The organism is Providencia rustigianii, assembly GCF_900637755.1.
GTDB lineage: Bacteria > Pseudomonadota > Gammaproteobacteria > Enterobacterales > Enterobacteriaceae > Providencia > Providencia rustigianii.
The window spans coordinates 990,211-1,013,279 of record NZ_LR134396.1 but is presented as its reverse complement, the minus strand read 5'-3'; the positions used below and the strand labels follow the sequence as shown (position 1 = coordinate 1,013,279).

Annotated in this window: 22 protein-coding genes and 1 pseudogene; 4 read left to right on the top strand and 19 right to left on the bottom strand. The window is 40.7% G+C overall.

Features of this window, described 5'->3' with window-relative positions; genetic code table 11:
- Nucleotides 1–311 precede the first annotated feature (311 nt).
- From recA to gpt, 10 genes and pseudogenes are all read right to left on the bottom strand, one after another.
- On the bottom strand, nucleotides 312–1,379 hold the full coding sequence (gene recA, locus EL244_RS04535) for a recombinase RecA (RefSeq protein WP_006815611.1): 1,068 nt from the start codon (nucleotides 1,377–1,379) through the stop codon (nucleotides 312–314).
- A gap of 92 nt (nucleotides 1,380–1,471) precedes the next feature.
- Nucleotides 1,472–1,987 carry a nicotinamide-nucleotide amidase gene (gene pncC / locus EL244_RS04530; RefSeq protein ID WP_172597538.1) on the bottom strand — a complete coding sequence of 172 codons (516 nt, stop codon included), beginning with the start codon at nucleotides 1,985–1,987 and terminating at the stop codon, nucleotides 1,472–1,474.
- A gap of 14 nt (nucleotides 1,988–2,001) precedes the next feature.
- Nucleotides 2,002–3,204, bottom strand: coding sequence for a lysophospholipid transporter LplT (lplT, locus tag EL244_RS04525; RefSeq protein ID WP_126459101.1), 1,203 nt, complete (start codon nucleotides 3,202–3,204; stop codon nucleotides 2,002–2,004).
- Between the two features lies 1 nt (nucleotide 3,205).
- Nucleotides 3,206–5,352 (bottom strand): annotated as a pseudogene (gene aas, locus EL244_RS04520) (bifunctional acyl-ACP--phospholipid O-acyltransferase/long-chain-fatty-acid--ACP ligase).
- Nucleotides 5,353–5,478: 126 nt separating this feature from the next.
- Entirely contained in the window at nucleotides 5,479–5,976 is a 498-nt protein-coding gene (aroL, locus tag EL244_RS04515; protein ID WP_126459098.1) for a shikimate kinase AroL, read from the bottom strand.
- Between the two features lie 132 nt (nucleotides 5,977–6,108).
- Entirely contained in the window at nucleotides 6,109–7,362 is a 1,254-nt protein-coding gene (proA, locus tag EL244_RS04510; RefSeq protein ID WP_006815616.1) for a glutamate-5-semialdehyde dehydrogenase, read from the bottom strand.
- 2 nt (nucleotides 7,363–7,364) lie between these two features.
- Complete coding sequence (gene proB, locus EL244_RS04505; RefSeq protein ID WP_039855654.1) at nucleotides 7,365–8,468, bottom strand: glutamate 5-kinase; 1,104 nt, start codon at nucleotides 8,466–8,468, stop codon at nucleotides 7,365–7,367.
- Nucleotides 8,469–8,583: 115 nt separating this feature from the next.
- Entirely contained in the window at nucleotides 8,584–8,985 is a 402-nt protein-coding gene (gene crl / locus EL244_RS04500) for a sigma factor-binding protein Crl (RefSeq protein WP_115164037.1), read from the bottom strand.
- 71 nt (nucleotides 8,986–9,056) lie between these two features.
- Nucleotides 9,057–10,307, bottom strand: a complete 1,251-nt coding sequence (gene frsA, locus EL244_RS04495; RefSeq protein ID WP_126459095.1) for an esterase FrsA — start codon at nucleotides 10,305–10,307, stop codon at nucleotides 9,057–9,059.
- Nucleotides 10,308–10,468: 161 nt separating this feature from the next.
- On the bottom strand, nucleotides 10,469–10,933 hold the full coding sequence (gene gpt, locus EL244_RS04490) for a xanthine phosphoribosyltransferase (protein WP_006815620.1): 465 nt from the start codon (nucleotides 10,931–10,933) through the stop codon (nucleotides 10,469–10,471).
- Nucleotides 10,934–11,242: 309 nt separating this feature from the next.
- Between gpt and pepD the strand changes: the two genes are divergently transcribed.
- Nucleotides 11,243–12,703: a beta-Ala-His dipeptidase gene (gene pepD, locus EL244_RS04485; RefSeq protein WP_126436448.1), complete on the top strand. Its 1,461-nt coding sequence runs from the start codon at nucleotides 11,243–11,245 to the stop codon at nucleotides 12,701–12,703.
- Between the two features lie 169 nt (nucleotides 12,704–12,872).
- Here pepD and EL244_RS04480 read toward each other — a convergent pair whose 3' ends face one another.
- Nucleotides 12,873–13,310, bottom strand: coding sequence for a nuclear transport factor 2 family protein (locus tag EL244_RS04480; RefSeq protein WP_126459092.1), 438 nt, complete (start codon nucleotides 13,308–13,310; stop codon nucleotides 12,873–12,875).
- Between the two features lie 447 nt (nucleotides 13,311–13,757).
- The gene (gene dinB, locus EL244_RS04475) at nucleotides 13,758–14,813 is read right to left on the bottom strand and encodes a DNA polymerase IV (protein ID WP_126459089.1); all 1,056 of its coding nucleotides are present in this window, start codon (nucleotides 14,811–14,813) and stop codon (nucleotides 13,758–13,760) included.
- Nucleotides 14,814–15,118: 305 nt separating this feature from the next.
- On the opposite strand from dinB, the gene EL244_RS04470 reads away from it, so the two are divergent.
- From EL244_RS04470 to EL244_RS04460, 3 genes are all read left to right on the top strand, one after another.
- The gene (locus EL244_RS04470) at nucleotides 15,119–16,015 is read left to right on the top strand and encodes a glycerophosphodiester phosphodiesterase family protein (protein WP_126459086.1); all 897 of its coding nucleotides are present in this window, start codon (nucleotides 15,119–15,121) and stop codon (nucleotides 16,013–16,015) included.
- A gap of 175 nt (nucleotides 16,016–16,190) precedes the next feature.
- Nucleotides 16,191–16,550: a hypothetical protein gene (locus tag EL244_RS04465; protein WP_126462730.1), complete on the top strand. Its 360-nt coding sequence runs from the start codon at nucleotides 16,191–16,193 to the stop codon at nucleotides 16,548–16,550.
- A 23-nt stretch (nucleotides 16,551–16,573) separates the two neighbouring features.
- Nucleotides 16,574–16,942 (top strand): hypothetical protein, encoded by a 369-nt coding sequence (locus tag EL244_RS04460; RefSeq protein WP_126459082.1) that lies wholly within the window; start codon nucleotides 16,574–16,576, stop codon nucleotides 16,940–16,942.
- Between the two features lie 138 nt (nucleotides 16,943–17,080).
- On the opposite strand, the gene nqrM is transcribed toward EL244_RS04460, so the two are convergent.
- The 7 genes from nqrM to EL244_RS04425 all read right to left on the bottom strand — a co-directional run bounded on the left by nqrM (nucleotide 17,081) and on the right by EL244_RS04425 (nucleotide 23,069).
- Nucleotides 17,081–17,308, bottom strand: a complete 228-nt coding sequence (gene nqrM, locus EL244_RS04455) for a (Na+)-NQR maturation NqrM (RefSeq protein WP_006815626.1) — start codon at nucleotides 17,306–17,308, stop codon at nucleotides 17,081–17,083.
- Nucleotides 17,309–17,324: 16 nt separating this feature from the next.
- Complete coding sequence (locus EL244_RS04450) at nucleotides 17,325–18,356, bottom strand: FAD:protein FMN transferase (protein ID WP_126459079.1); 1,032 nt, start codon at nucleotides 18,354–18,356, stop codon at nucleotides 17,325–17,327.
- 222 nt (nucleotides 18,357–18,578) lie between these two features.
- Nucleotides 18,579–19,805 carry an NADH:ubiquinone reductase (Na(+)-transporting) subunit F gene (gene nqrF, locus EL244_RS04445; protein ID WP_006815628.1) on the bottom strand — a complete coding sequence of 409 codons (1,227 nt, stop codon included), beginning with the start codon at nucleotides 19,803–19,805 and terminating at the stop codon, nucleotides 18,579–18,581.
- Nucleotides 19,806–19,820: 15 nt separating this feature from the next.
- A complete protein-coding gene (nqrE, locus tag EL244_RS04440) occupies nucleotides 19,821–20,417 on the bottom strand; it encodes an NADH:ubiquinone reductase (Na(+)-transporting) subunit E (protein ID WP_006657396.1) in 597 nt (198 codons plus the stop codon).
- 4 nt (nucleotides 20,418–20,421) lie between these two features.
- Nucleotides 20,422–21,051, bottom strand: a complete 630-nt coding sequence (locus EL244_RS04435) for an NADH:ubiquinone reductase (Na(+)-transporting) subunit D (RefSeq protein WP_006657395.1) — start codon at nucleotides 21,049–21,051, stop codon at nucleotides 20,422–20,424.
- Nucleotides 21,044–21,838, bottom strand: a complete 795-nt coding sequence (locus EL244_RS04430) for a Na(+)-translocating NADH-quinone reductase subunit C (protein WP_126459076.1) — start codon at nucleotides 21,836–21,838, stop codon at nucleotides 21,044–21,046. The genes EL244_RS04435 and EL244_RS04430 overlap by 8 nt, the downstream gene beginning before the upstream one ends.
- Nucleotides 21,831–23,069, bottom strand: a complete 1,239-nt coding sequence (locus EL244_RS04425) for an NADH:ubiquinone reductase (Na(+)-transporting) subunit B (protein ID WP_006815630.1) — start codon at nucleotides 23,067–23,069, stop codon at nucleotides 21,831–21,833. The genes EL244_RS04430 and EL244_RS04425 overlap by 8 nt, the downstream gene beginning before the upstream one ends.

The following is a 23,069-nucleotide window of genomic DNA, read 5'->3' as shown; positions in this document are numbered from 1 at the left end:
CAAGCTGGAAACAGAATTACGAATTGTTGAGATGGAATGTAACATCACCTCTAATCAACTCTCCGATTAAAAAGTGACTGATAAGATAAAGTCTCTTTGTGTAGAAGTAAAATATAGATACATCCATTCGTGGCTTTCATTGTAAAGCGTCTGAATATTTTCTGAAAGTATGTTTATACTTCTCTCTAGGGTATTTTTCCACAAAAAAACTGTTCAAGAAACTATTATTATGATAGCTAAAAATAAAAAAACGCCATCCCATACAGAATGACGCTTATATTTCTCTTTACTTTCAAGAAACTAACTGAAGATTAAAATTCCTCAGGCGTTTCCTCTACATCAGAATCACTGACGAAGTCTGTTGTTGTATTGCTAAGTTCACCAGTATGGCTCAATAACATTTCACGCAGCTTTGTATCAATTTCTTTGGCAACATCTGGATGCTCTTTCAAATAGGTCGTTGAATTAGCTTTACCTTGACCAATCTTGTCGCCATTGTAGCTATACCAAGCACCGGCTTTCTCAATAAGCTTGTGTTTAACACCAAGATCGATTAACTCACCAAAGGTATTGATGCCTTCGCCATAAAGAATTTGGAATTCAGCTTGTTTAAATGGCGCAGCAACTTTGTTTTTCACGACTTTAACGCGAGTTTCACTACCAACAATTTCTTCACCGTTTTTAACTGCACCAATACGGCGAATATCTAAGCGAACAGAAGCGTAAAACTTCAGTGCGTTACCACCAGTGGTAGTCTCTGGGTTACCAAACATCACACCAATTTTCATACGAATTTGGTTGATAAAGATCAGTAAGGTATTTGAGTTTTTCAGGTTACCAGCAAGCTTACGCATTGCTTGGCTCATCATACGAGCCGCTAGACCCATATGAGAATCACCGATTTCACCTTCAATTTCAGCTTTAGGTGTTAAAGCTGCAACTGAGTCAACAATGATAACATCAACAGCACCAGAGCGAGTCAGTGCGTCACAGATTTCTAATGCTTGTTCACCAGTATCTGGCTGAGAACACAGCAGGTTATCAATATCTACACCAAGCTTTTTAGCATAAACAGGATCAAGGGCATGTTCTGCATCAATAAACGCACATGTTTTACCGCTGCGTTGTGCGGAAGCGATCACTTGTAAAGTCAGTGTAGTTTTACCTGAGGATTCAGGACCGTAGATTTCAACAATACGTCCTAATGGCAAGCCACCAGCACCCAAAGCGACGTCAAGAGATAAAGATCCCGTTGAGATAGTTTCAACGTCCATAGTACGGTCTTCACCAAGACGCATAATGGAGCCTTTACCAAACTGCTTTTCAATTTGACCGAGTGCCGCTGCAAGCGCTTTTTGTTTGTTTTCATCAATAGCCATGTTGACTCCTTCAGGCAATGGCCTTGACCATTGCAAATAAAACGATTGAATTCGATTTGTTGAAATCAAGTATACTGTATAATCATACAGTATCAAGAGAATTTTTCAGTTATTAGCTGCAAAAGCATTTGAAGTGCATAACCCGTTGATTGTAGACGAACTTGATTTCTATCACCGCCAAATACTTGGTGGCTTGTGACCACATCGACAGAATTATCATCCCGTTTTAAAGCAAAACCAAACCATACTGTACCCACAGGTTTTTCATCACTTCCGCCGCCAGGACCTGCAATGCCACTGACTGACATAGCAAAATCTGCATTAGCCTCACTGAGGGCCCCTAATGCCATTTCCTGAACGACTTGCTGACTCACCGCACCAAATGTGTTTAATGAAGATTCTTTAACACCAATCATTTGATGTTTAGCTTCATTACTGTAAGTCACAAAACCACGGTAAAAATAAGCTGAGCTACCAGAAATATCAGTCAGAACTTTCGCAATCCAACCACCTGTGCAGGATTCCGCCGCTGTCACTGTTTTACCTTGTTTTAGTAAATATTCACCTAGCTGAATACTTAATATTTCGAGCTGTTTCTCATCTATCATTTGGTTATTCACCATTATACTGTTTTCTTACGAGCGCGATCCCAAATCCATAATCCCGCAATACCTATTGCGAATACCACACCAAAACCAATGCCTACGCCGACTACAGAGAATCCGACCTTAATAGCGAGTGAATATAACCCTAGCATTAATAACATTGCACTATTTTCGCCAAGGTTTTGCACAGCTATTGCGTTCCCTGCACCAACGGTTTCTTTACCTTTTTCCTGTAAAAGAGCATTCAGTGGCACAACAAATAAGCCCCCAAAAATCCCTAACACCATCAGGATAAAATAAGATGGAATAATATTAGTTTGTAATGAGAGTAATACCACCATCACCCCAATAACAATACCCGCAGGAATACAACGATATACCGTTTTTAAAGTGATAAATTTGGCGGCTAAACCAGCACCAACAACAATCCCCACAGCCACCATCGCATTCAAAATAGTTGGCGTTGTATTATCTTGTAAACCGAGCGCTACGGGTACCCATGCCACTAATAAAAAGCGTAATGTGACCCCTGCTCCCCAAAACATACTCGTTCCCACTAAAGAGAATCGGCTTTCTTGATTTGCCCATAAAACTCGGCAAGCGGTGAAAAAATCACTAAGTAATAATTTAAAATTCCAACCTTTTGCAGGCCTTGCCGCCACAAGATGCGGAATAAAGAAGTTTACGCCAACCGCCAACGCATACAACACAGTACAAGTACCAAGTGCTAATAATAAGTTGATATCCGACAGCATCCCCCCAACTACGGATCCTACTAAAATCGCTGCAATCGTCGAGGCCTCCATTAATCCGTTCGCTTTAACAAGGTTTTCTCCCCCCGTAAGCTCACCTAAAATTCCGTATTTTGCAGGTGAATAAGATGCAGCACCAATGCCGACTAACCCATAACATAAGAATGGATTAAGCCCTAAACAGATCCCGAGCGCGCCAATAAATTTAAATACATTGGAAAACAGCATTACGCGACCTTTGGAGAATCGATCAGCGATTTGCCCCACAAAAGGGGCCAAAATAATATAGGTAAATACAAATACCATTTGCAGAATTGGGTGGCTCCATTCTGGATAAAACTCCGCTTTTAGCTGGGCTAATATTGCAAAAAGTAAAGCATTATCAGCAAATGCAGACAGGAATTGGGATGCCAAGACAGCTTTCATTCCAGTACTCATTAATGGCGTATTCGGTGCGCTATCCTGCATACTAATCCCCTTTCAATGCCATTTGTTTCAGAGTAACAAAGTCTGTTTTACCGCTTCCTAGCACGGGCAATTCTTTCACCCAACGAATATCTCGAGGAACAGCCAGTTCCGTTAAACCTTTTGCTTTTGCTGCCGCAGAAAGCGTACTACGATCCAGTTCTTTATCCGTAGTGAATAGCACCAGTGCTTCACCTTTACTACTGTCTGGTTTGGTGACCACACCATGGTCACTTTGCGGAGAAACTTCAGTCACCATTTGTTCAATACTTTCCAGAGAAACCATTTCACCCGCTAATTTAGCAAAACGTTTCACGCGCCCTTTAATCGTACAGAAGTTTTTATTATCAAGTTCGACGATATCCCCAGTGTCATACCAACCGTCTTCGATTTCTCCTTGAGCATTTTCTGCTTTAGGTACTTCAAGGATACCAGGGGCTTCTACACGCAAATACCCTTTCATAATATTCGGGCCTTTCAGCTGTAATTTCCCTCCGTGCTCAATCCCCGGCAGCGGAATCAGACGCGCTTCCATACACGGTAAAATTTGTCCTACAGACCCCTCTTTTGCAGCCATTGGTACATTGATAGACACGATTGGCGCACATTCAGTAACGCCATAACCTTCAAGAATTCGAATACCAAATTTTTCATACCAAATCTTCTTAGTTTTATCTGATAGCTTTTCCGCTCCAGCAACTACATAGCGAACCCGAGCAAAATCATATGGATGCGCAAATCGCGCATAATTACCTAAGAATGTTGATGTTCCAAATAACACGGTACAATTTCGGTCATAAACCAATTCAGGAATAATTCGATAATGCAGAGGGCTTGGATATAGGAATACACGACTCCCCGAAAATAGAGGAATAAACAGCCCTACCGTTAGACCAAATGCATGAAATAGGGGTAATGAGGACATAAAGCGGTCGCGCGGAGTAAAATCAGCAATAGTTTTAATTTGCTCGACGTTTGCCATTAAGCTGCCATGACTATGCACCACACCTTTAGGCGTTCCTTCAGAGCCAGAAGTAAATAATACAATAGCCTCATCATCGATATTACGAGGAACAATCGCCTTACGCGGGGAGAATAAGTGTTTCACAATCCATAATTTATCTTGGAAAGTAACGGTATCTTTTAAATCCTCAAGATAAATCCACGTTGCTTCAGGAACTTGTTCAGGAATATGGGTTAATTTACCTTTTTCGAGAAATTGTCTGGAGGTAAAGACTACTTTTGCTGTTGATGCTTTAAGTGCATTGCTAATTCCATGGCTACCCGCTGTATAGTTCAGCATTGCAGGAACACGACCTCGCATTAACGCACCGAAAATAGCCGCAGCGGTTACTGTTGTGTTCGGTAATAAAATGCCAATTCGCTCATTTTCATGAGTATAACGCTCGATAATCCGCCCGACGCCTAGGGATTTTTTTAGTAGCCCTTGGTAGGTATCTTCTTTAAATGAGATATCTTCAATGCAAGGGGAACGACGACCATAACGTTCGATACTATCAAGGAACGCTTCCACCAATGTCATTGGTTGACGGGATGCCATACGCGCTGATTTCATGATTTGATACAGATGCTCACCCGCTAAAGCACGACGCTCTACCGCACGAGGAGCTTCCGGCATAGGAATAGATTCAGCAGGTAGAATATGCAGTGTGATTTTGGGAAACCACTTTAATGGCATAATGCCTTTCAGACGACCTAAGTGGCTACGTTCTGGACCATCAATTCGGATAGGGACAACTTTTGCGCCAGACTTAGCCGCAATAAAGGCAGCCCCTTCATAAATTTTCATTAATGAGCCATGAACAGATATTCTCCCTTCAGGGAAAATGACGATCGGACGCCCTTTATCAACTTCTCTGACAAGGTGCCTTAAACCTAAAGGGTTTTTAGGATCGAGAGCCACAACATCCGCATAAGGCTTGAGCCGCTTGATCATTTTTGGTGTTGCCACCGTGCTGTACATAGCAAAGACGGGCTTCACCGGCAAAATAGTGCAATTAACACACCATCAAGGAAAGAAACATGGTTAGGCGTAATTATGCATTTGTCTTGATTGAATTCTTTCGCATCGCCAATAACTTCGACGCGAAATAAAAATCGAAGTACTTTTTTAATTATTTTTGCCAACATAATGATTCTCTTTATTATGGTGATTGTTTTATTTATTAACTAACAATTAGATACTGCAATAATTATGTCGCGGTCATTCCGTAGCATTAAGCGGTTTATTCCTAAAGCGCTCGATATAGCCAATAATTATGTCAAATTTGCGATCTGGCTAATAATAGCATCAATAGACTGATTGGCATCAATAACGTGATGGGCTGTTGATAGATAAATGGGATCCCTCTGCTCCATGACTTCTGCAATTTCTTCAAGCAATGATTTCCCCGTTAAGCTTGGTCGCTGCTCAGCTTGCGGTTCAGCTGCGAGTCGCTTAGCGAGAATCTCTGGCGTCGAATGCAAATAAATAACGACACCATTATCACGCATCACTTGCTGGTTTTCAGGAGCCAAAATAATTCCGCCACCTGTAGAAACAATCGCATCTTGAGATTGAATTGATTTCAAAACATCGCTTTCAAGATGGCGAAAATAATCCCATCCGTGCTGTTCAACAATTTCAGCAATACTCATTCCCGCTTGTTCGACAATACATTTGTCTGTATCAATAAATTGGTATCCCGTTTTTTCTGCGAGTCTTTTACCAATTGTTGTTTTTCCCGAGCCTCTTGGACCAATAATGTAAAACATCGATATCATCCCATTATCATGATTACTATTATAAATTAGCTGCACTCATGCTTCTTGAAGGTAAGCCAAAATGGCAAACAATATAAAAAATAAAGCCACAACACTGTGTGGCTTACAATTATTATGTCTCAATTAAGGTCGACTTAAAAAATCGCCATAACCAATCCATTTATAGGTAGTCAGTGCATCCAGACCCATCGGTCCGCGAGAATGTAATTTTTGAGTACTTACTGCTACTTCCGCGCCCAATCCAAATTGACCGCCATCAGTAAAGCGAGTGCTCGCATTGACATACACTGCCGCTGAATCCACACGTTTAACAAAATCGTCTGCTAGAGAAATAGACTCTGTCAAAATTGCATCTGAATGCGCAGTACCATATTGGCGAATATGATCAATTGCTTCATCGATACCTGAAACAATTTCTACATTCAGATCCAGTGACAGCCATTCATCAACCAATTCTTCAGCTTTTACAGGCACAACTTTTGCTGCACCTTTTTCAAGAAATGGCATGGCTTTCTCGCTCGCATGTAACGTCACTTTCTGTTGTGCCATTTTTTCACTCAAGCGAGGTAAGAAATCTGCAGCAATGTTTTCATGCACTAAAAGCGTTTCAAGCGAGTTACATGCGCTTGGACGCTGAACTTTTGCATTGGTAATCACACTGAGTGCTTTATCAAAATCAATAGATTCATCCACAAAGGTATGACAAACACCGATTCCTCCTGTGATTACAGGAATAGTCGATTGTTCACGGCACAGTTTATGTAAACCAGCGCCCCCACGCGGAATAAGCATATCAACATAACGATCCAGTTTGAGCAACTGTGTGACTAACTCACGATCTGGATTATTGATTGCCTGAACTGCATCAGCAGGTAACCCACTGTTTTTTAATGCTTGCTGAATAACATTTACCACGGCAAGATTGGTATTATGTGTTTCTTTACCGCCTCTGAGGATCACGGCATTACCCGTTTTTAAGCATAAGGATGCCACATCGACAGTGACATTAGGACGCGCCTCATAAATCACGCCAATAACCCCAAGAGGTACACGACGACGTTGTAAACTCAAGCCACTATCAAGCTCGCTACCATCCAATACCTGACCAACCGGATCGGCTAATTGGCACACTTTTCTGACATCATCAGCAATGTTTTTTAGACGAGCTTCAGTTAACAGTAAACGGTCTTGTAAAGCCTCACTCATGCCACTTTGTTTAGCTTGAGCCATATCTTGTTGGTTAGCCGCTAGGATCACCGCACTTTCTTGTTCTAACAGATCCGCAATTTGCTCAAGTGCTGTATTTTTTTGTTTTGTATTTAGTTGAGCCAGTTGCCATGACGCAGTACGCGCCGCTTTACCCATTTTCTCTAACATAATTAACTCACTATCATATCGTCGCGATGAACCGCGACAGAGCCGTGTTCATAGCCAAGGATTTTACTAATTTCTTGAGAGTGATGACCAGCAATCATCCTTAATGCATCACTATTATAGTGACTCACTCCGTGGGCTAGATCTTTACCTGCCATATTGCGAATACGGATTACTGCACCACGAGAAAAATCACCCTCGATTTTTTTTATGCCTTTTGGCAATAACGAACTACCTTTTTCTACGATAGCCAGTTGCGCCCCATCATCAATATAGATATCTCCTGCGGCTGGTGCACCAAAAATCCAACGCTTACGATTTTCCATTGGGTTTTTCTGCCCATAAAAACGTGTGCCTACAGGAATATTTTCGATCACTGAGTTGATCACATCGGGTTTATTTCCCGCAGCAATAATGACATCAATCCCGGCTCTACCCGCCACATCTGCAGCTTGTAGTTTAGTTGCCATCCCCCCCGTTCCTAATCCAGTGACACTATCCCCAGCCATCCGACGTAAATCATCATTGATACCATGTACTTCTGGAATGAGTTTCGCATCCGGATTACTGCGAGGATCTGCATCATACAGGCCTTCGATATCTGTCAGTAATAACAATTTATCTGCATCCCCAAGGATAGCGGCTAAAGCAGATAAGTTGTCATTATCTCCAACTTTGATTTCTGCTGTTGCAACCGCATCATTTTCGTTAATAACAGGAATAATCCCGTTATCTAACAAAGCTTGAAGAGTGTCTCTAGCATTCAAAAAACGCTCACGGTCTTCTAAATCAGCGCGAGTTAATAACATTTGGCCGATATGAATTCCATAAATGGAAAATAGCCGTTCCCATAGTTGGATCAAACGACTTTGACCGACCGCCGCTAGCAACTGCTTAGATGCAATGGTAGCCGGCAATTCGGGGTAATTAAGATGTTCACGACCAGCAGCAATGGCGCCAGAGGTGACAATAATAATACGGTGACCTTTTTCATACTGCTGCGCGCACTGTCTTACCAACTCAACAATATGAGCTTGATTTAAACGACGTGAGCCCCCTGTTAATACACTAGTGCCAAGTTTAACCACTAGCGTTTGGCTATTTTTCATCATTTTTCTGCCATTAGGATTAATAAATACAACGTAGCTATCAGTTTTATCAGGAGAAGCGCGTTATGCCAACAGGCATAACGCAAAATTAAACAAAAGTTGGCTTAAAACAATTTTATGCGCTTAATTCCAGTTTTAATTCTGTCATTAAAGGTGATGGGAATAAGGTTAATTCAAGCTCTGATAATCTTTGAGAAAGACTTTTATGAAACGAAACGAGATTTTTTTCTACGGCTTTCGTTGTCTCTGAATTCTTTAGCGTTTTTGCCTGCCAATTTCCCTGATTATCATACATCCCAAGATGATAGGCGAATTCAAATCCTTCATGGGTAGATACCAACTCTAACCACCACCCCCAAAACTCACGTTTCTCTGGTGCGATATTCGCATTCACACAAACCACGAGACTATCGAAAAAATAGCAATCTTTAAGAGATTGTTTCTCTCGTAAATAAGGACCTATTGCAGCAAATTTCTTTAAATATTTTCCATTCGAGTAATCAGTCGGTAAAGCCATATTAAGGATCTCCTTCTTGGGAAGATCCCTTTTTAACAAATGTTAAAAAATAAGCAAGTTATTCAATAGAATTATAATATTTTACTTTCTAACCATTTTGTCGTTTCAGACATAGAACGCTCGAAAGCCTCGAAAACAGGGCTATTCGGCAATACTAATAAATGACTATCCATAGATGATCGAATAATTAAATCAGAATCAGCTTTCGGGCTATAAGGATCATCTTTGAAACAAACGGACATCATAGGTACTGGATTACGACGCCCTAATAGACCTTGAGTTTTTAACGAATAACAACTTAGCTCATGGCGTAATGATTGCCCATCAACTTGAAAAATGCCTAATCGACTCGCAAAAACATCCAAAACCATACGAGGGATATTTTTTTGGTATTTTTCTTCGTGTAATAAACTATGAACAATAGGGCCAATGGTTGCCACTGCTTTAATTTTATCAGGGCACATATATGCCAACCTGATAGCAATATTCGCTCCAAACCGAATTCCCGTTATCCCAAACCGTGTATGGTCAATCCATGGGATAGAGTCGAGCTGGCGAACGATCTGCTCATGCAGAGTACTGGTTTCTTGGGATAGATTATACTTAATAGAATAACCAATAGATGGCATATCCAATGTTAACATTGCGATACCCAGAGGTTCTAAATAGTCACGAAAATAGCGGCTATAGTCAATCTGTAAGCTATCAAGCATCCCACAAACCATGACCGTAGGGTATGGCCCTTGCACTCCAGATGGAATATGTAGGAAACCACAAACTTCTTTTCCCCCATCAACCTTGAATGCAATTTTCTTGAGCTGATAGTCAGAGAATTTTGCAGCGCTATCGTATGCTTTGCAAGCGAGTAATATGGCTTGGTCTGCTAGCTCATCCCCTTTAATAAATGGATAGGCGGCAATACTATATAAATTAGCAGCGTGTAACCAAGCTTCACTCGCTTTATCCCCTTTTTCATATTTCAATGCTTTTTGCTGCCAATGCATTGCTTGCGTTGACCATTCAAAACACCAATTACCTCGGCGATTACCAATGATGGTATCTAACCACTCATCACTGCTACGTTTTGCATCAGCCACCGCAATCCGGCTGAGAACCTCTTCAATTTCAATAGCGTCAATTCCACGCCAAATCCATAGAAGACGGTTAATCATGCGATACCAATGGGTATGCTGGGAGCCACTTAATACACTATGATTTTTGAATTGCGACAGTGTATGGGAGGAATAGGAAACTAATGTCGAGGTTTCGACTTGTCTAACTCTAGGTTTAAACAGTTTTTCGGATAAATTTTGTTGAGTCATTTTTCTTCCCTAATCTTACCAATCAATCTGCCACATAAAAAACAAAGGGGAGTGCATTTGCACTCCCCTATATCATATCGTGTTTTGTTCAAATCATTTAGGTATTAATGTGTTGTTTATCATAAATAAACACTCACTAATCTTTGAACAACACAACCAGATTATTTATCTTGTTCACACAGAGGCTCAATGAAAACAACCCCCATATCCCAAGGCTGTTCAATCCATGTGTTTTGTGGAATATCAACCACATAGTCATCAACTAATGGACGACCTGCTGGTTTAGCAAAGATGGTGACAAAATGAGCTTTCGGATACATATCTCGAATCGCTTGTGCCGTACCGCCAGTATCAACTAAATCATCGATAACGATAAAGCCTTCGCCATCACCTTCTGCACGCTTAATCACTTGCATTTCGCGCTGATTATTATGGTCGTAGCTAGAGATACAAACGGTGTCAACATGACGAATACCCAGCTCACGCGCCAATAATGCGCCTGGGACTAAACCACCACGGCTTACTGCGATGATGCCTGTCCATTGTTTTGCTGGTAATAAACGTTGTGCGAGTTTACGGGCATGTATTTGCAACATATCCCACGTTACGACATATTTTTCGCTCATAAAATTCGGGTCCCGACTTGAGTAAAACAGAAATGTGTCTTGCGGAAAAAAGGTTGCGCGAGATTATAGTGATTCGACGCAGGAAAAACCAGCAAAACCATCCCTCAGAATGAATTATTCTTATTAGCACTCTCCATTATTCGATAGAAAGTGGTATGCTGATTCAATACATAAAACCGCTTAAAACTTGAGTTTTCACACTTAAGTACAATACAAAATTCAACCGTGAACTTCGCCAGTTGATTGTTTGGGTGTTCGTAAACTCTACAGCTTGAAATATGGCGGGGAAAAAGATCTAAGGAGAAAACAGTGTCACAACTCGCTACACTAAAACCACAACCGCTGTGGGATATTTTCGCTAAAATCTGTTCCATCCCTCACCCTTCTAAACACGAAGAAGCCTTAGCTGCTCATATTATTGAGTGGTCACAAGGTAAAGGTCTTCACGTTGAGCGTGACCAAGTTGGAAATATTCTAATTCGTAAGCCAGCAACTCCAGGCTATGAAAACCGCAAGCCAGTTGTATTGCAAGCTCACTTAGATATGGTGCCACAGAAAAATAACGACACTGAACACGACTTTACTAAAGATCCTATCCGTCCTTATATCAACGGCGAGTGGGTGACTGCGGAAGGTACAACTTTAGGTGCGGATAATGGTATCGGTATGGCATCAGCGATTGCCGTATTAGCTGATGAAAGCGTTGAACATGGTCCACTGGAAGTCTTACTAACCATGACAGAAGAAACCGGAATGGACGGTGCTTTTGGCTTACAACCTAACTGGCTACAAGCTGATATTCTAATCAATACTGACTCAGAAGAAGAAGGCGAGATCTACATGGGTTGTGCGGGTGGCGTAGACTTCACCGCAACATTTGATTTAACCCGTGAAGCTTTACCTCAAGGTTATAAAACGTTCACCATGACGTTAAAAGGCCTCAAAGGTGGTCACTCTGGTGGAGATATTCACTTAGGTTTAGGAAACGCTAACAAGCTATTAGCTCGTTTCTTAGCTGGCCATGCTGAAGAATTAAACTTAAAACTGTTGGAATTCACTGGCGGTACTTTGCGTAATGCTATCCCTCGTGAAGGTCATGCCACCATTGCAGTACCAGCGGATAAAGTTGCTGAATTAACGGCATTAAGAACTCGCTACGAAGGTATTCTGAAAAATGAATTGGCTGCTGTAGAACCTAACTTAGTTTTAGTTTTAGAAGAAACTTCCAGCGCGTTAAAAGCACTAACTGATGATTGCCAACAACGTTTGGTTTTCTTCCTAAACTCAGCACCAAGCGGCGTAATCCGTATGAGTGATGTTGTCAAAGGGGTTGTAGAAACTTCGCTGAATGAAGGCGTCGTGAAAATGACGGAAGATAAAGCTGAAGTGATCTTCTTAGTTCGTTCCCTGATCGATACAGGTAAAAACTACGTTGTGAACATGCTGACCTCTTTAAGTAAGTTAGCAAAAGCTCAGTTCCGCGCAGAAGGTGGATACCCTGGATGGCAGCCAGATGCTGACTCGCCAGTCATGCATATTGTGAGTGATACTTACCAAAAATTGTTCGGTAAAACACCCAATATCATGGTGATCCATGCGGGTCTTGAGTGTGGTTTGTTCAAAAAACCTTACCCACTAATGGACATGGTTTCTATTGGACCAACTATCCGCGGTGCTCACTCACCAGACGAACGTGTACATATCGAAAGCGTAGGTCAATACTGGACGTTATTAACCGCGATCCTCAAAGCGATCCCCGTTAAAAACTAACCCGTATTCAATGAAATTTGGGGTCATCGGCATATGACCCCACTTTTTTTGTTTTTTATTACAAGAAAAAAGTGAAACTGATCTTTTCTGCTTAAATGAGTTATTTAGAAAATAAAGTGAACAACCGTAAGATTTAGCTTCATCCATATTAATGATACTGCTTGTGTACTTATTTAGTCGTATAAAGAGGAGCAATATCCATATAGATATATGTACCTGCCACTTTATTATTTTTTATTTTAAATACATCAGTCACTGGCAACGTGACCGTGCTACCATCATGCCGGGTATAGGTGACATTCATTTCAGCAACAATACTTGACTTATCATGCCAAGAGTGAACAACTTCATGTTTTAACCCTTTAATGTTGCTATAGAAGTCGGTCTGAGCTTTTGCAATGGCTTCTTTCCCTACTGCTTCAGGGAAATTACCAAATTTAAACTTTGAATCGTCAGTTAATAATTTAGCAAATTGAGTCGGGTCCATACTATCAATTGCCTGTAAAATTGAATCAAGTTTAATTGCTTCTTTTTGAGCAGCTTGGGAAGCAGTAGCCATAACAAAACAAGACGTCAGGATCATAGAGGAAAGTAGAGTATTCTTCATAAAATCACCTATTATTAACAATTATTTATTTTTAAATAAAACCGCAGTTATTAGGTATAAACCTAAAATTATTATAGTTCATGAATACTCACCCCATATTTTCGAACTCAAATAATGGCAAGGCAAGTTCGCTTAATCACTAATGTCTACTGTGCATCAGTCTGTGAAACCTTCAATTTTCTCCTTGTCACGGTGGTAGTGTGCACTGAAATAAACCAGAATAAAATCAAATAATTTGACCATGAAAATAATATTTTCAACCCTCTAGAATACACTGATCCACCAATGAACTTACCTTATTTGAGAAGAGTAGTTCAATTCATCGTCATTTGAAACACCAAACATTTGCAATAGTTAATCAAAAAAAATGAATAAGTTAGATTAGTTGAAGAATATGAATGGCAATAGCGATTATATGCTGATGGGCTATGATGCATTAGGCTATGTTCACAATATCAAAGACAACTGTCTCTCTAACTGAGGATTCTGAAGCGATACATGTAAGCCAACCAGCCTGACACCTCGCCCTAATCGCCTATTGTCCCAAGCCTGTTTTGCTAACTGAATGAGATCTTGTTTATTAATGATGGGATACACATGTTCCTGGGTCGTTTGTTGAAAATCTTCAAATTTCAATTTTACGCCTTGCCGAGCAATTCGTAGATCCGGCTTAATTTTCTCTAAGCGAAAATAGAGCTCATCATACAAAGTATCTAACAGTGGCAAACACTCATCCCAATGATGAATATCTTTTGCTAATGTGCGCTCAACCCCCACAGATTTACGAATCCTTTCTGGATTAATAGGGCGATCATCAACGCCATGGCAGCGCTCCCATAGAGCCTGACCAAATTTCCCCATACTTTTAATCAACGACAACATGTCATACTTTTGCACATCTGCGCAGGTTAATAGCCCCATATCCGCGAGTTTTTGAGCTGTGACTTTCCCCACCCCTGGGATTTTCTTTAAGGGAAGAGAAGCAACAAATGAAGGTAGCTCTTGAGGAGTAATAACATATTGTCCATTGGGCTTATTCAAATCCGATGCAATTTTAGCTAGAAACTTAATTGGCGCTATTCCCGCTGATGCAGTGAGTTGTAGCTCATCGAATATTTGTTGACGGATTGCCTCGGCAATTAATGTGGCAGAGCCATGAAGCTGTGAACAATCTGTCACATCTAAATAGGCTTCATCCAAAGATAGCGGTTCGATTAAATCTGTATAACGGGAAAATATTTGACGAATATGAATCGAGGCTTCTTTATAAACCGCCATTCTACCGGGCACCACTTTAAGATGAGGGCAGAGCTTTAGAGCCATTCCCGTAGACATAGCACTATGCACCCCATAGCGACGCGCTTCATAGTTTGCTGTACTGATCACACCACGACGATCTGCACTCCCACCAACAGCAAGGGGAACATGGCGCAGCTCAGGATTGTCACGCATTTCTATCGCTGCAAAAAAGCAGTCCATATCAATATGAATAATTTTACGCATGATAGATGCCCTACGCACCAATAATAACTGTTTAAATATACAGTTATTTTGTTAGCCATGCAATGAGTTCTGAAAATACCATTTTGAAGATGACAATAATTATAAATGTAATAACACAACTTCCACTCACAACTTATTCATCTGATTGAAATAAATTTCTGAGACACTACTAATGAGCCTAAATACTCAAAGTTACTCCTAATTTGCTGGCTCGCTACTTACAAAGTCTACTAAAAACATTAAAACAGGTATTCATTTAATTTCTCTCTAGTTTCTTGAATTCACTATTTTTATGGATAATACACATGCCAATGATATCAACATCAATATTCAAAAAATCTACTGTTATCGGGTTACTACTTTTGGCTAGCCAATCAGCCTTTGCCTTAACACCACACATTGTTGCCCATCGTGCAGGGACAGCAGATGCGCCAGAAAACACCCTCTATGCTATCGAGTTAGCAAAGAAAAATAATGCCGATGCGATTTGGTTAACGGTTCAATTAAGCCAAGATAATCAGCTGGTGCTTTATCGCCCAAGTGATTTAGATGCACTAACAGATAAGAACGGTATGGTTTCAAATTACACCGCTAAACAGCTGAGCCAAATTAATGCGGCCTATAAGTTTAATCAAAAGAATAACGCGAAATTACCTGCTCGCCAAACCACGATTACTACATTAGAAAACGTATTAACCCAATATCCTGACACGACTTTTTATATTGATTTAAAGTCCCCCGATGCGAACCCAGAAACTCAAGCTCAAGCAATTCTAGCGTTGTTAAACAAGACTAAAGCTTTTAATCAGGTACGTTTCTATTCCACTAATGATTCATTTTTGAAAGCACTGAAACCGCTTTCACCCCAAACTCAGCTCTTTGAAAGTCGCGATGAAACTCGCACTCTGTTAGCCAATAGCGTAATGAGCCACCAATGCTCGGTAGAAAATGATAAATCAGCAACTCGTTGGTATGGCTTTGAACTACATCGCAAAGTCGAAGTTGTCGAGAAATATACGTTAGGTGAAGCCCGCTCTCCTGCGACTTTATCGTGGGATAAAGAAGCGATTGATTGCTTTAGAAAAAATGGTAACGCTTATATTATTGTCTTTGGCGTAAATAATGAAAGTGACTACCAGCTTGCTAAAGATATTGGCGCTGATGCGGTGATGGTTGATTCCCCTAAAGCCTTTAAGAAGTAACCTTATTTTTAAGCTACTTATTTGGCACCATATGATGTCCATTTTAAGTAGCTTAATTTATTTCTATTAGCCCCTCTCTTTTCATTAATCAATAACATTCAATATTAATTACACTATCAATTTAAAATGCCATGATATTTAAAATCCAAATATTCATCGAGGAAAAAATTTGGCTATGTCAAAAGGTATATTATCAATTGAAAACATGTGGAATGAAGATATAAAAAAAGTAGAAATTATTTTTCAAAATAATGCAAATGAGTATGAAAGTGCATTTATTTCTTATAATTTAAAAGATAAACAAACACTTACTGATATATTTGAATTTCAATTTTCTGTCACAGAAATGAGTAGTTGGAAAGGAAAAATCATAACGAAGAGTGGAGAAACTTGGGATAGTGGCGATTTTTTATCATGTAAAATTAATGAACGAGATAATGGTAAAGTCAAAATTAGTTTTAATGGTAACGTGAAGAGCTTATTTGTTAATTACCCTGTCTCTATTTCATGCTCTAAAAAGATGCAATTAATTTAACCATAGCAACGAGAGGAAATAAAATGACAATCGAACGTTGCCATATAACATTTGAAAATTTTTGGGGAGAAGATTTAAATAAGGTTAGAATCATTCATGATATTTCAGAGCTGCATTCTCCTGTCCAAGGTATGTATCTATATAATGTAAAAAATCTGTCTACTACCCCTGATGCATTATCCTTTTTTTATCGCGTTGAAGATCCCCATCACTGGATAGTTGAATTTGTTACCCAGTCTGGTAAGCACTGGAGATCTTCCGTTAACTTTACCTGCCAAATAAAGCCTGAAGATAATCATCAAGTCATATTGGGTATTAATGGTGAATCTAAACGTTTATATGCAGCATTCCCGGCATCAAGCTCCTGCTCAACTGAATTATTTGTAGTCTGATGAATCTAAGTAGTAAAAATATTGTTTTAGTCACCGAGCTTTTTCACACAAAAATGCACTTTATTTTATAACAAAATAACCTTAGTCAGATGATATCCATCATGACTAAGGCTGAAGATAAAATAGTCAGTTTAAAAATCAAATAATTCGATTTTTCTCTAACATTTTTTTACGGGCTTCTTCACGTGCCATACGTTTTTTACGGGCATCACAAGGCTCAGGGCAGTCACAAACCTTTTCAACACCAATACTGCTTAAACCACCGCAGCTTCCTTGAATACTTTTACGCTTAATAATGTATCCAAGAGACATACCCAAAAATGCCAACAAAAATAAGGCAAAGGTTGCCAGAAAAACATTCAGCATTCCTTTATTCTCCTATTTACTGTTTCTTCTGTAAAAATGGTTCGAATGCCTTAGTGTAACGCTCTTCGAAACCTTTATCTGTCTTTACTATCATAAAAACAGGAACATTCATTTTTTCTGCTAGTGCTAGACCAGCTTCAGGGCCCAGTACATTCAAGCCTGTCGATAAACCATCAGCCGTCATGCAATCATCAGCCAGTACAGTAATAGAAACTAGCTTATGAGAAATAGGTTTACCTGTTTTAGGGTCGATAGTATGAGAAAAATGCACACCATCTTGCTCAAAATAATTACGATAATCACCCGAAGTCGCGATAGATAAATCACCCGGTTCGATAATTTCTTGAGCAGTTTGGCTCACACCATCCGTTGCCGGTTTTTCAATCGCGATACGCCATGGAGTATCCTTACCATTCTTACCTTTAGTTCGAACCTCACCACCAATATCAACCATATAATTATTGATATTAATAGATTCCAAGTACTCAGCGACTACATCGACACCATAGCCTTTTGCGATGGAAGAGAGATCGACATAAAGCTCTGGGATAGTTTTGATCAAGTTGTTATCTTGCACTGTAAGTTTATCAATACCTACCCATGCACGACGTTTAGCTAACTCTTCGTCTGTCGGAGCTTTAGTCACTCGACCTTCAGGACCAAATCCCCAAAGATTAACCAGAGGCCCAACGGTCACATCTAATGAACCATCCGTTAATTTGTTAATTTCAATCGCTTTACTGACAACTTTTGCTGTTGCCGCAGAGACAGGGAAAGGAACATTCACTTCTGTAGATTGATTAAAGCGACTTAATTCCGAGCCCGGACGATAAGTCGACATTTGGTCATTAACCTCTTCCAAACGTTTATCAATTTCAGTTTGAATCGCTTCAGGTGTCGGCTCTGAAGAATCAGTTACATATTTAACAGAATAATAGGTACCCATGGTTTGTCCCTGAAGATTTTGTTGCTCAGGTCCACCACAGGCTGCAAGAAAGAGAGTGGCTGCGAATAACAGCACAGGGGCAATTACTTTTCTGTTTAGCATAAATTTTCTCAGCGTTAATTGTAAGCGCCACTAGAGAGGTGCTGAGGCTTCCAAAAAACTCAACATTTCACAAACCTAGAGAATACTCACGTTTAAAAATAGAAATACCAGTTTGATTATTTAAGTTTACAACCAAAAAGAGGAAAAAACCGTTTTTTTCCTCTTTACAGTCAATTAGCGCCCAGTAAGCTGGGCGCTTGGTGAATAGTTTTGGCCTATTTATTAACCACCAAAATCATCCAGTAAAATATTTTCGTCTTCAACACCCAGATCTTTCAGCATCTTGATGACCGCTGCATTCATCACTGGAGGCCCACACATGTAGAACTCACAGTCTTCTGGTGCTGGATGATCTTTGAGATAGTTTTCATACAGGACATTGTGAATAAACCCTGTGTATCCATCCCAATTATCTTCCGGTAAAGCGTCAGAAAGGGCAACATTCCATGTAAAGTTGTCATGTTCTGCAGCTAACTGATCGAAATCTTCTACATAGAACATTTCACGTTTTGAACGCGCACCGTACCAGAAACTAATCTTACGTTTAGAATTCAAACGACGTAACTGGTCGAAAATGTGAGAACGCATTGGAGCCATACCCGCACCACCACCGATGAAGATCATTTCTGCATCAGTATCTTTCGCGAAGAACTCACCGAATGGACCCGAAATTGTTACTTTATCACCCGGCTTTAATGACCAAATGTAAGATGACATAATTCCTGGTGGTACGTCAGGATTACGCGGAGGCGGTGTCGCAATACGCACGTTGAGCATGATAATACCGTGCTCATCCGGGTAGTTCGCCATCGAGTAAGCACGAACTGTTTCTTCTTTAACATCAGAAACATAGCGAAACAGGTTGAATTTATCCCAATCTTCACGGTATTCCTCAGGTACATCAAAGTCTGAGTACTTCACCACATGAGGAGGACATTCAATCTGAATAAAACCACCCGCACGGAATGGAACCACCTCTCCCTCAGGAATTTTTAACTTCAGCTCTTTAATGAACGTCGCTTTGTTATCATTGGAGATAACTTCGCATTCCCATTTTTTCACGCCGAAAATTTCTTCAGGTAATTCAATCTTAAGATCTTGTTTTACGTTAACCTGGCACGCCAGACGGCAACCTTCTTTCGCTTCACGTTTATTGATGTGAGAAAGCTCAGTTGGCAGGATGTCACCACCGCCCTCTTTGATTTTCACACGGCACTGACCACATGAACCACCGCCACCACAGGCAGAAGAAACAAAGATACCTTGATTTGCTAACATACCTAACAGCTTATCGCCTGCTGGAGCATCAAAGCTCTTATCAGGATCGCCGTTGACTTCAACTTTAATGTTCCCTGTATTGACCAACTTGGACTTTGCAAACAGGATCAGACCTGTCAAAGCCAAGACAATCAGGGTGAACATAACTACGCCTAGAATAATAATATCCATGAATTCTTCTCGCCTTTATAGCTGCACACCGGAGAAGGACATAAAGCCCAATGCCATCAAACCGGTCGTAACAAAGGTGATACCTAACCCTTTTAGACCCGCTGGAATGTCTGAATACTTCATTTTTTCACGGATAGCCGCCATTAAGACGATAGCCAACATCCAACCTATACCGGAACCAAAACCATAAACGATGGATTCCGTAAAGTTATAGTCGCGCTGAGCCATGAAAGATACACCACCAAAGATTGCGCAGTTAACGGTGATCAACGGTAAGAAGATCCCTAGTGCGTTATACAGTGATGGGAAGTAACGATCCAAAATCATTTCCAGAATTTGAACTAATGCAGCAATCACACCGATAAAGGTAATGAAGTTTAGGAATGATAAATCCACACCTTCAACCAAAGCCCCATCACGCAACACTAGGTTGTATACAAGGTTATTGGCAGGAACAGAAATACCTAAAACAACAGTAACGGCAATACCCAGTCCAAACGCAGTTTTTACATTCTTCGATACCGCAAGGAATGTACACATCCCTAAGAAGAAGGCTAATGCCATGTTTTCAATGAAAATGGCTTTAACAAATAAACTAATATAATGTTCCATACTCTTAATCCTTCTCTATCTGAGCTGGTTTCAGAGTACGTAAACCCCAAATCAGCATACCAATGATAAAGAATGCACTTGGTGCTAACAGGAATAAGCCATTTGGCATGTACCAACCACCATTTTGCAGTGATTCAAATACCGTGATACCAAACAGTTTACCAGAACCGAACAGCTCACGAAGGAAGCCAACCAGTACTAAGATCACACCATACCCAAGACCATTACCGATACCATCCATAAAACTTTCAATTGGAGGTGCTTTCATCGCATATGCTTCAGCACGTCCCATAACGATACAGTTGGTAATAATTAAGCCAACGAATACCGAAAGCTGTTTTGAAATTTCATAGGCATAGGCACGTAAGATTTGGTCAACAACAATTACTAACGATGCAATAATTGCCATTTGAACAATAATACGAACACTGCTTGGGATGTAATTCCTAATTAATGAGATAAAAAAGTTAGAGAACGCTGTGACTAAGGTTACAGCGATAGTCATAACCAGTGCCGTTTCAAGTTTGGTGGTGACGGCTAATGCCGAGCATACCCCCAAAACCTGCAATGCAATTGGGTTATTATCGAACAATGGTCCAAGTAGGACGCGTTTTACTTCTTTAGAATCAGCCATTATTCAGCGCTCCTTCACGAACTTTTTTCAGGAACGGACCAAAACCGTTATCGCCTAACCAGAAATCAAACATATGTTGAATCCCGTTTGATGTCAGTGTTGCACCTGAAAGGCCATCGATACCATAGGGGCTATCGGTAGCACCGCTACGCACGATTTTAATTGCAGGAACACCCTGCTCATTAAACAGTTTTTTACCTGGCCACTGAGCTTTCCATTGTGGATTATCGACTTCGCCACCTAGACCTGGAGTTTCACCATGTGCATAGTAAGTAATACCACGAGAGGTCACACCATCAATATCAACGGCGATAAAGGCGTACATCACTGACCATAAACCTGAACCATAAACAGGTAAGATAATTTGGGAAACTTTTCCCTGTTCATCTTTTACCAGATAGATTTCAGCACTATTTACGCGGCGACGTATTTTGGCAATATCTTCTGCTGGAGACAGAGCAATACTGGTTTCATCACTGCGTAATTCACTGTTTAAGTCGTAGCGACCAATGCTATCGGATAATTCGTTAGTTTTGAAATTCAACAGTTTTGGTTCGATACGCTCACTGTAGGTTTTCTGAATTGCTTCAGCGCTCATTTTAGGCTCGAGTAAACCCGCAACACTTAAAATATTACGCTGAGCATCTAACATAATTTGCTCTTGCTGCTTCGGTTTGAGACCGACGGCAGCACCGGCAACGATGATGGAACACACTAAGCAGAGAATAAAAACAACAATAAAGGTTCTGCCAATGCCATCTTTATTTACTGGTTTATCATTAGCCACGGGCTTTTCTCCGTTTAATATTTGCTTGAACGACCATATAGTCAAACAGAGGAGCAAACAGGTTGGCGAATAGGATTGCTAGCATCATTCCTTCTGGATATGCAGGGTTTACAACCCTAACAAGTACGCACATTACACCGATCAGAATCCCGTATGCCCACTTACCTTTATCAGTAAAGGAAGCTGAAACAGGGTCTGTCGCCATAAAGATCATACCGAAAGCAAAGCCACCTAATACCATGTGCCACCACCATTGCATTGCAAATAGTGGGTTAGTATCTGAACCAATAAAGTTGAACAGGTAAGACATAGCAATCATGCCCAACATCACACCGGCAACAATACGCCATGAGGCAATACGGAAAAAGATGATGAATGCACCACCAATGAAAATCATCAGTGTGGAAACTTCACCAATTGAGCCCGGCATGTTTCCTAGGAAAGCTTGCATCCAAGTGATCGGTTCACCGGTAATGGTATTCACCAGTGCGCTTTGACCACCAGCACCCCATTGGGATAACGGAGTTGCGCCAGAGAAACCATCAGCCGCAGTCCAAACTAAGTCACCCGAAATCTGCGCTGGGTAAGCAAAGAATAAGAAAGCACGACCCGCTAATGCAGGGTTAAGGAAGTTACGCCCTGTACCACCAAAAATCTCTTTTGCCACAACCACACCAAAGGTGATACCGAGTGCTGCCTGCCACAATGGAATGGTTGGCGGGACAATCAGGGCAAATAAGATAGAGGAGATAAAGAAACCTTCGTTGATCTCATGACCACGGATCATCGCGAACAATACTTCCCAGAAGCCACCGACAAGGAATACCACTAAATAAATCGGTAGGAAGTAAACGGCCCCCAGCAACATTTTACTGCCCCAGCCCGCATCAGGAGTTAATGAAGCCCCTAATAATTGAGCCAGACTGTAGTGCCAATCACTCGCCAGTACTTGCTGCAATTCTGCACCGCTATACAGGTGGTACAGCGCAGGAATAGCTTGGTTTCCGACGTTATACATTCCCCAGAACATAGCAGGGAAAACCGCAAGCCAGACTAAAATCATCATGCGCTTGAGGTCTATTGTGTCACGAACGTGTGAACGACCTTTTGTGACGGTGCCCGGAGTATAAAAAACTGTCACAACAGCTTCATACAATGGATAGAGTTTGACTAACTTTCCACCGGGTTCAAAATGGTGCTCATATTTTTCAAATAAATTTTTCAGACCCAT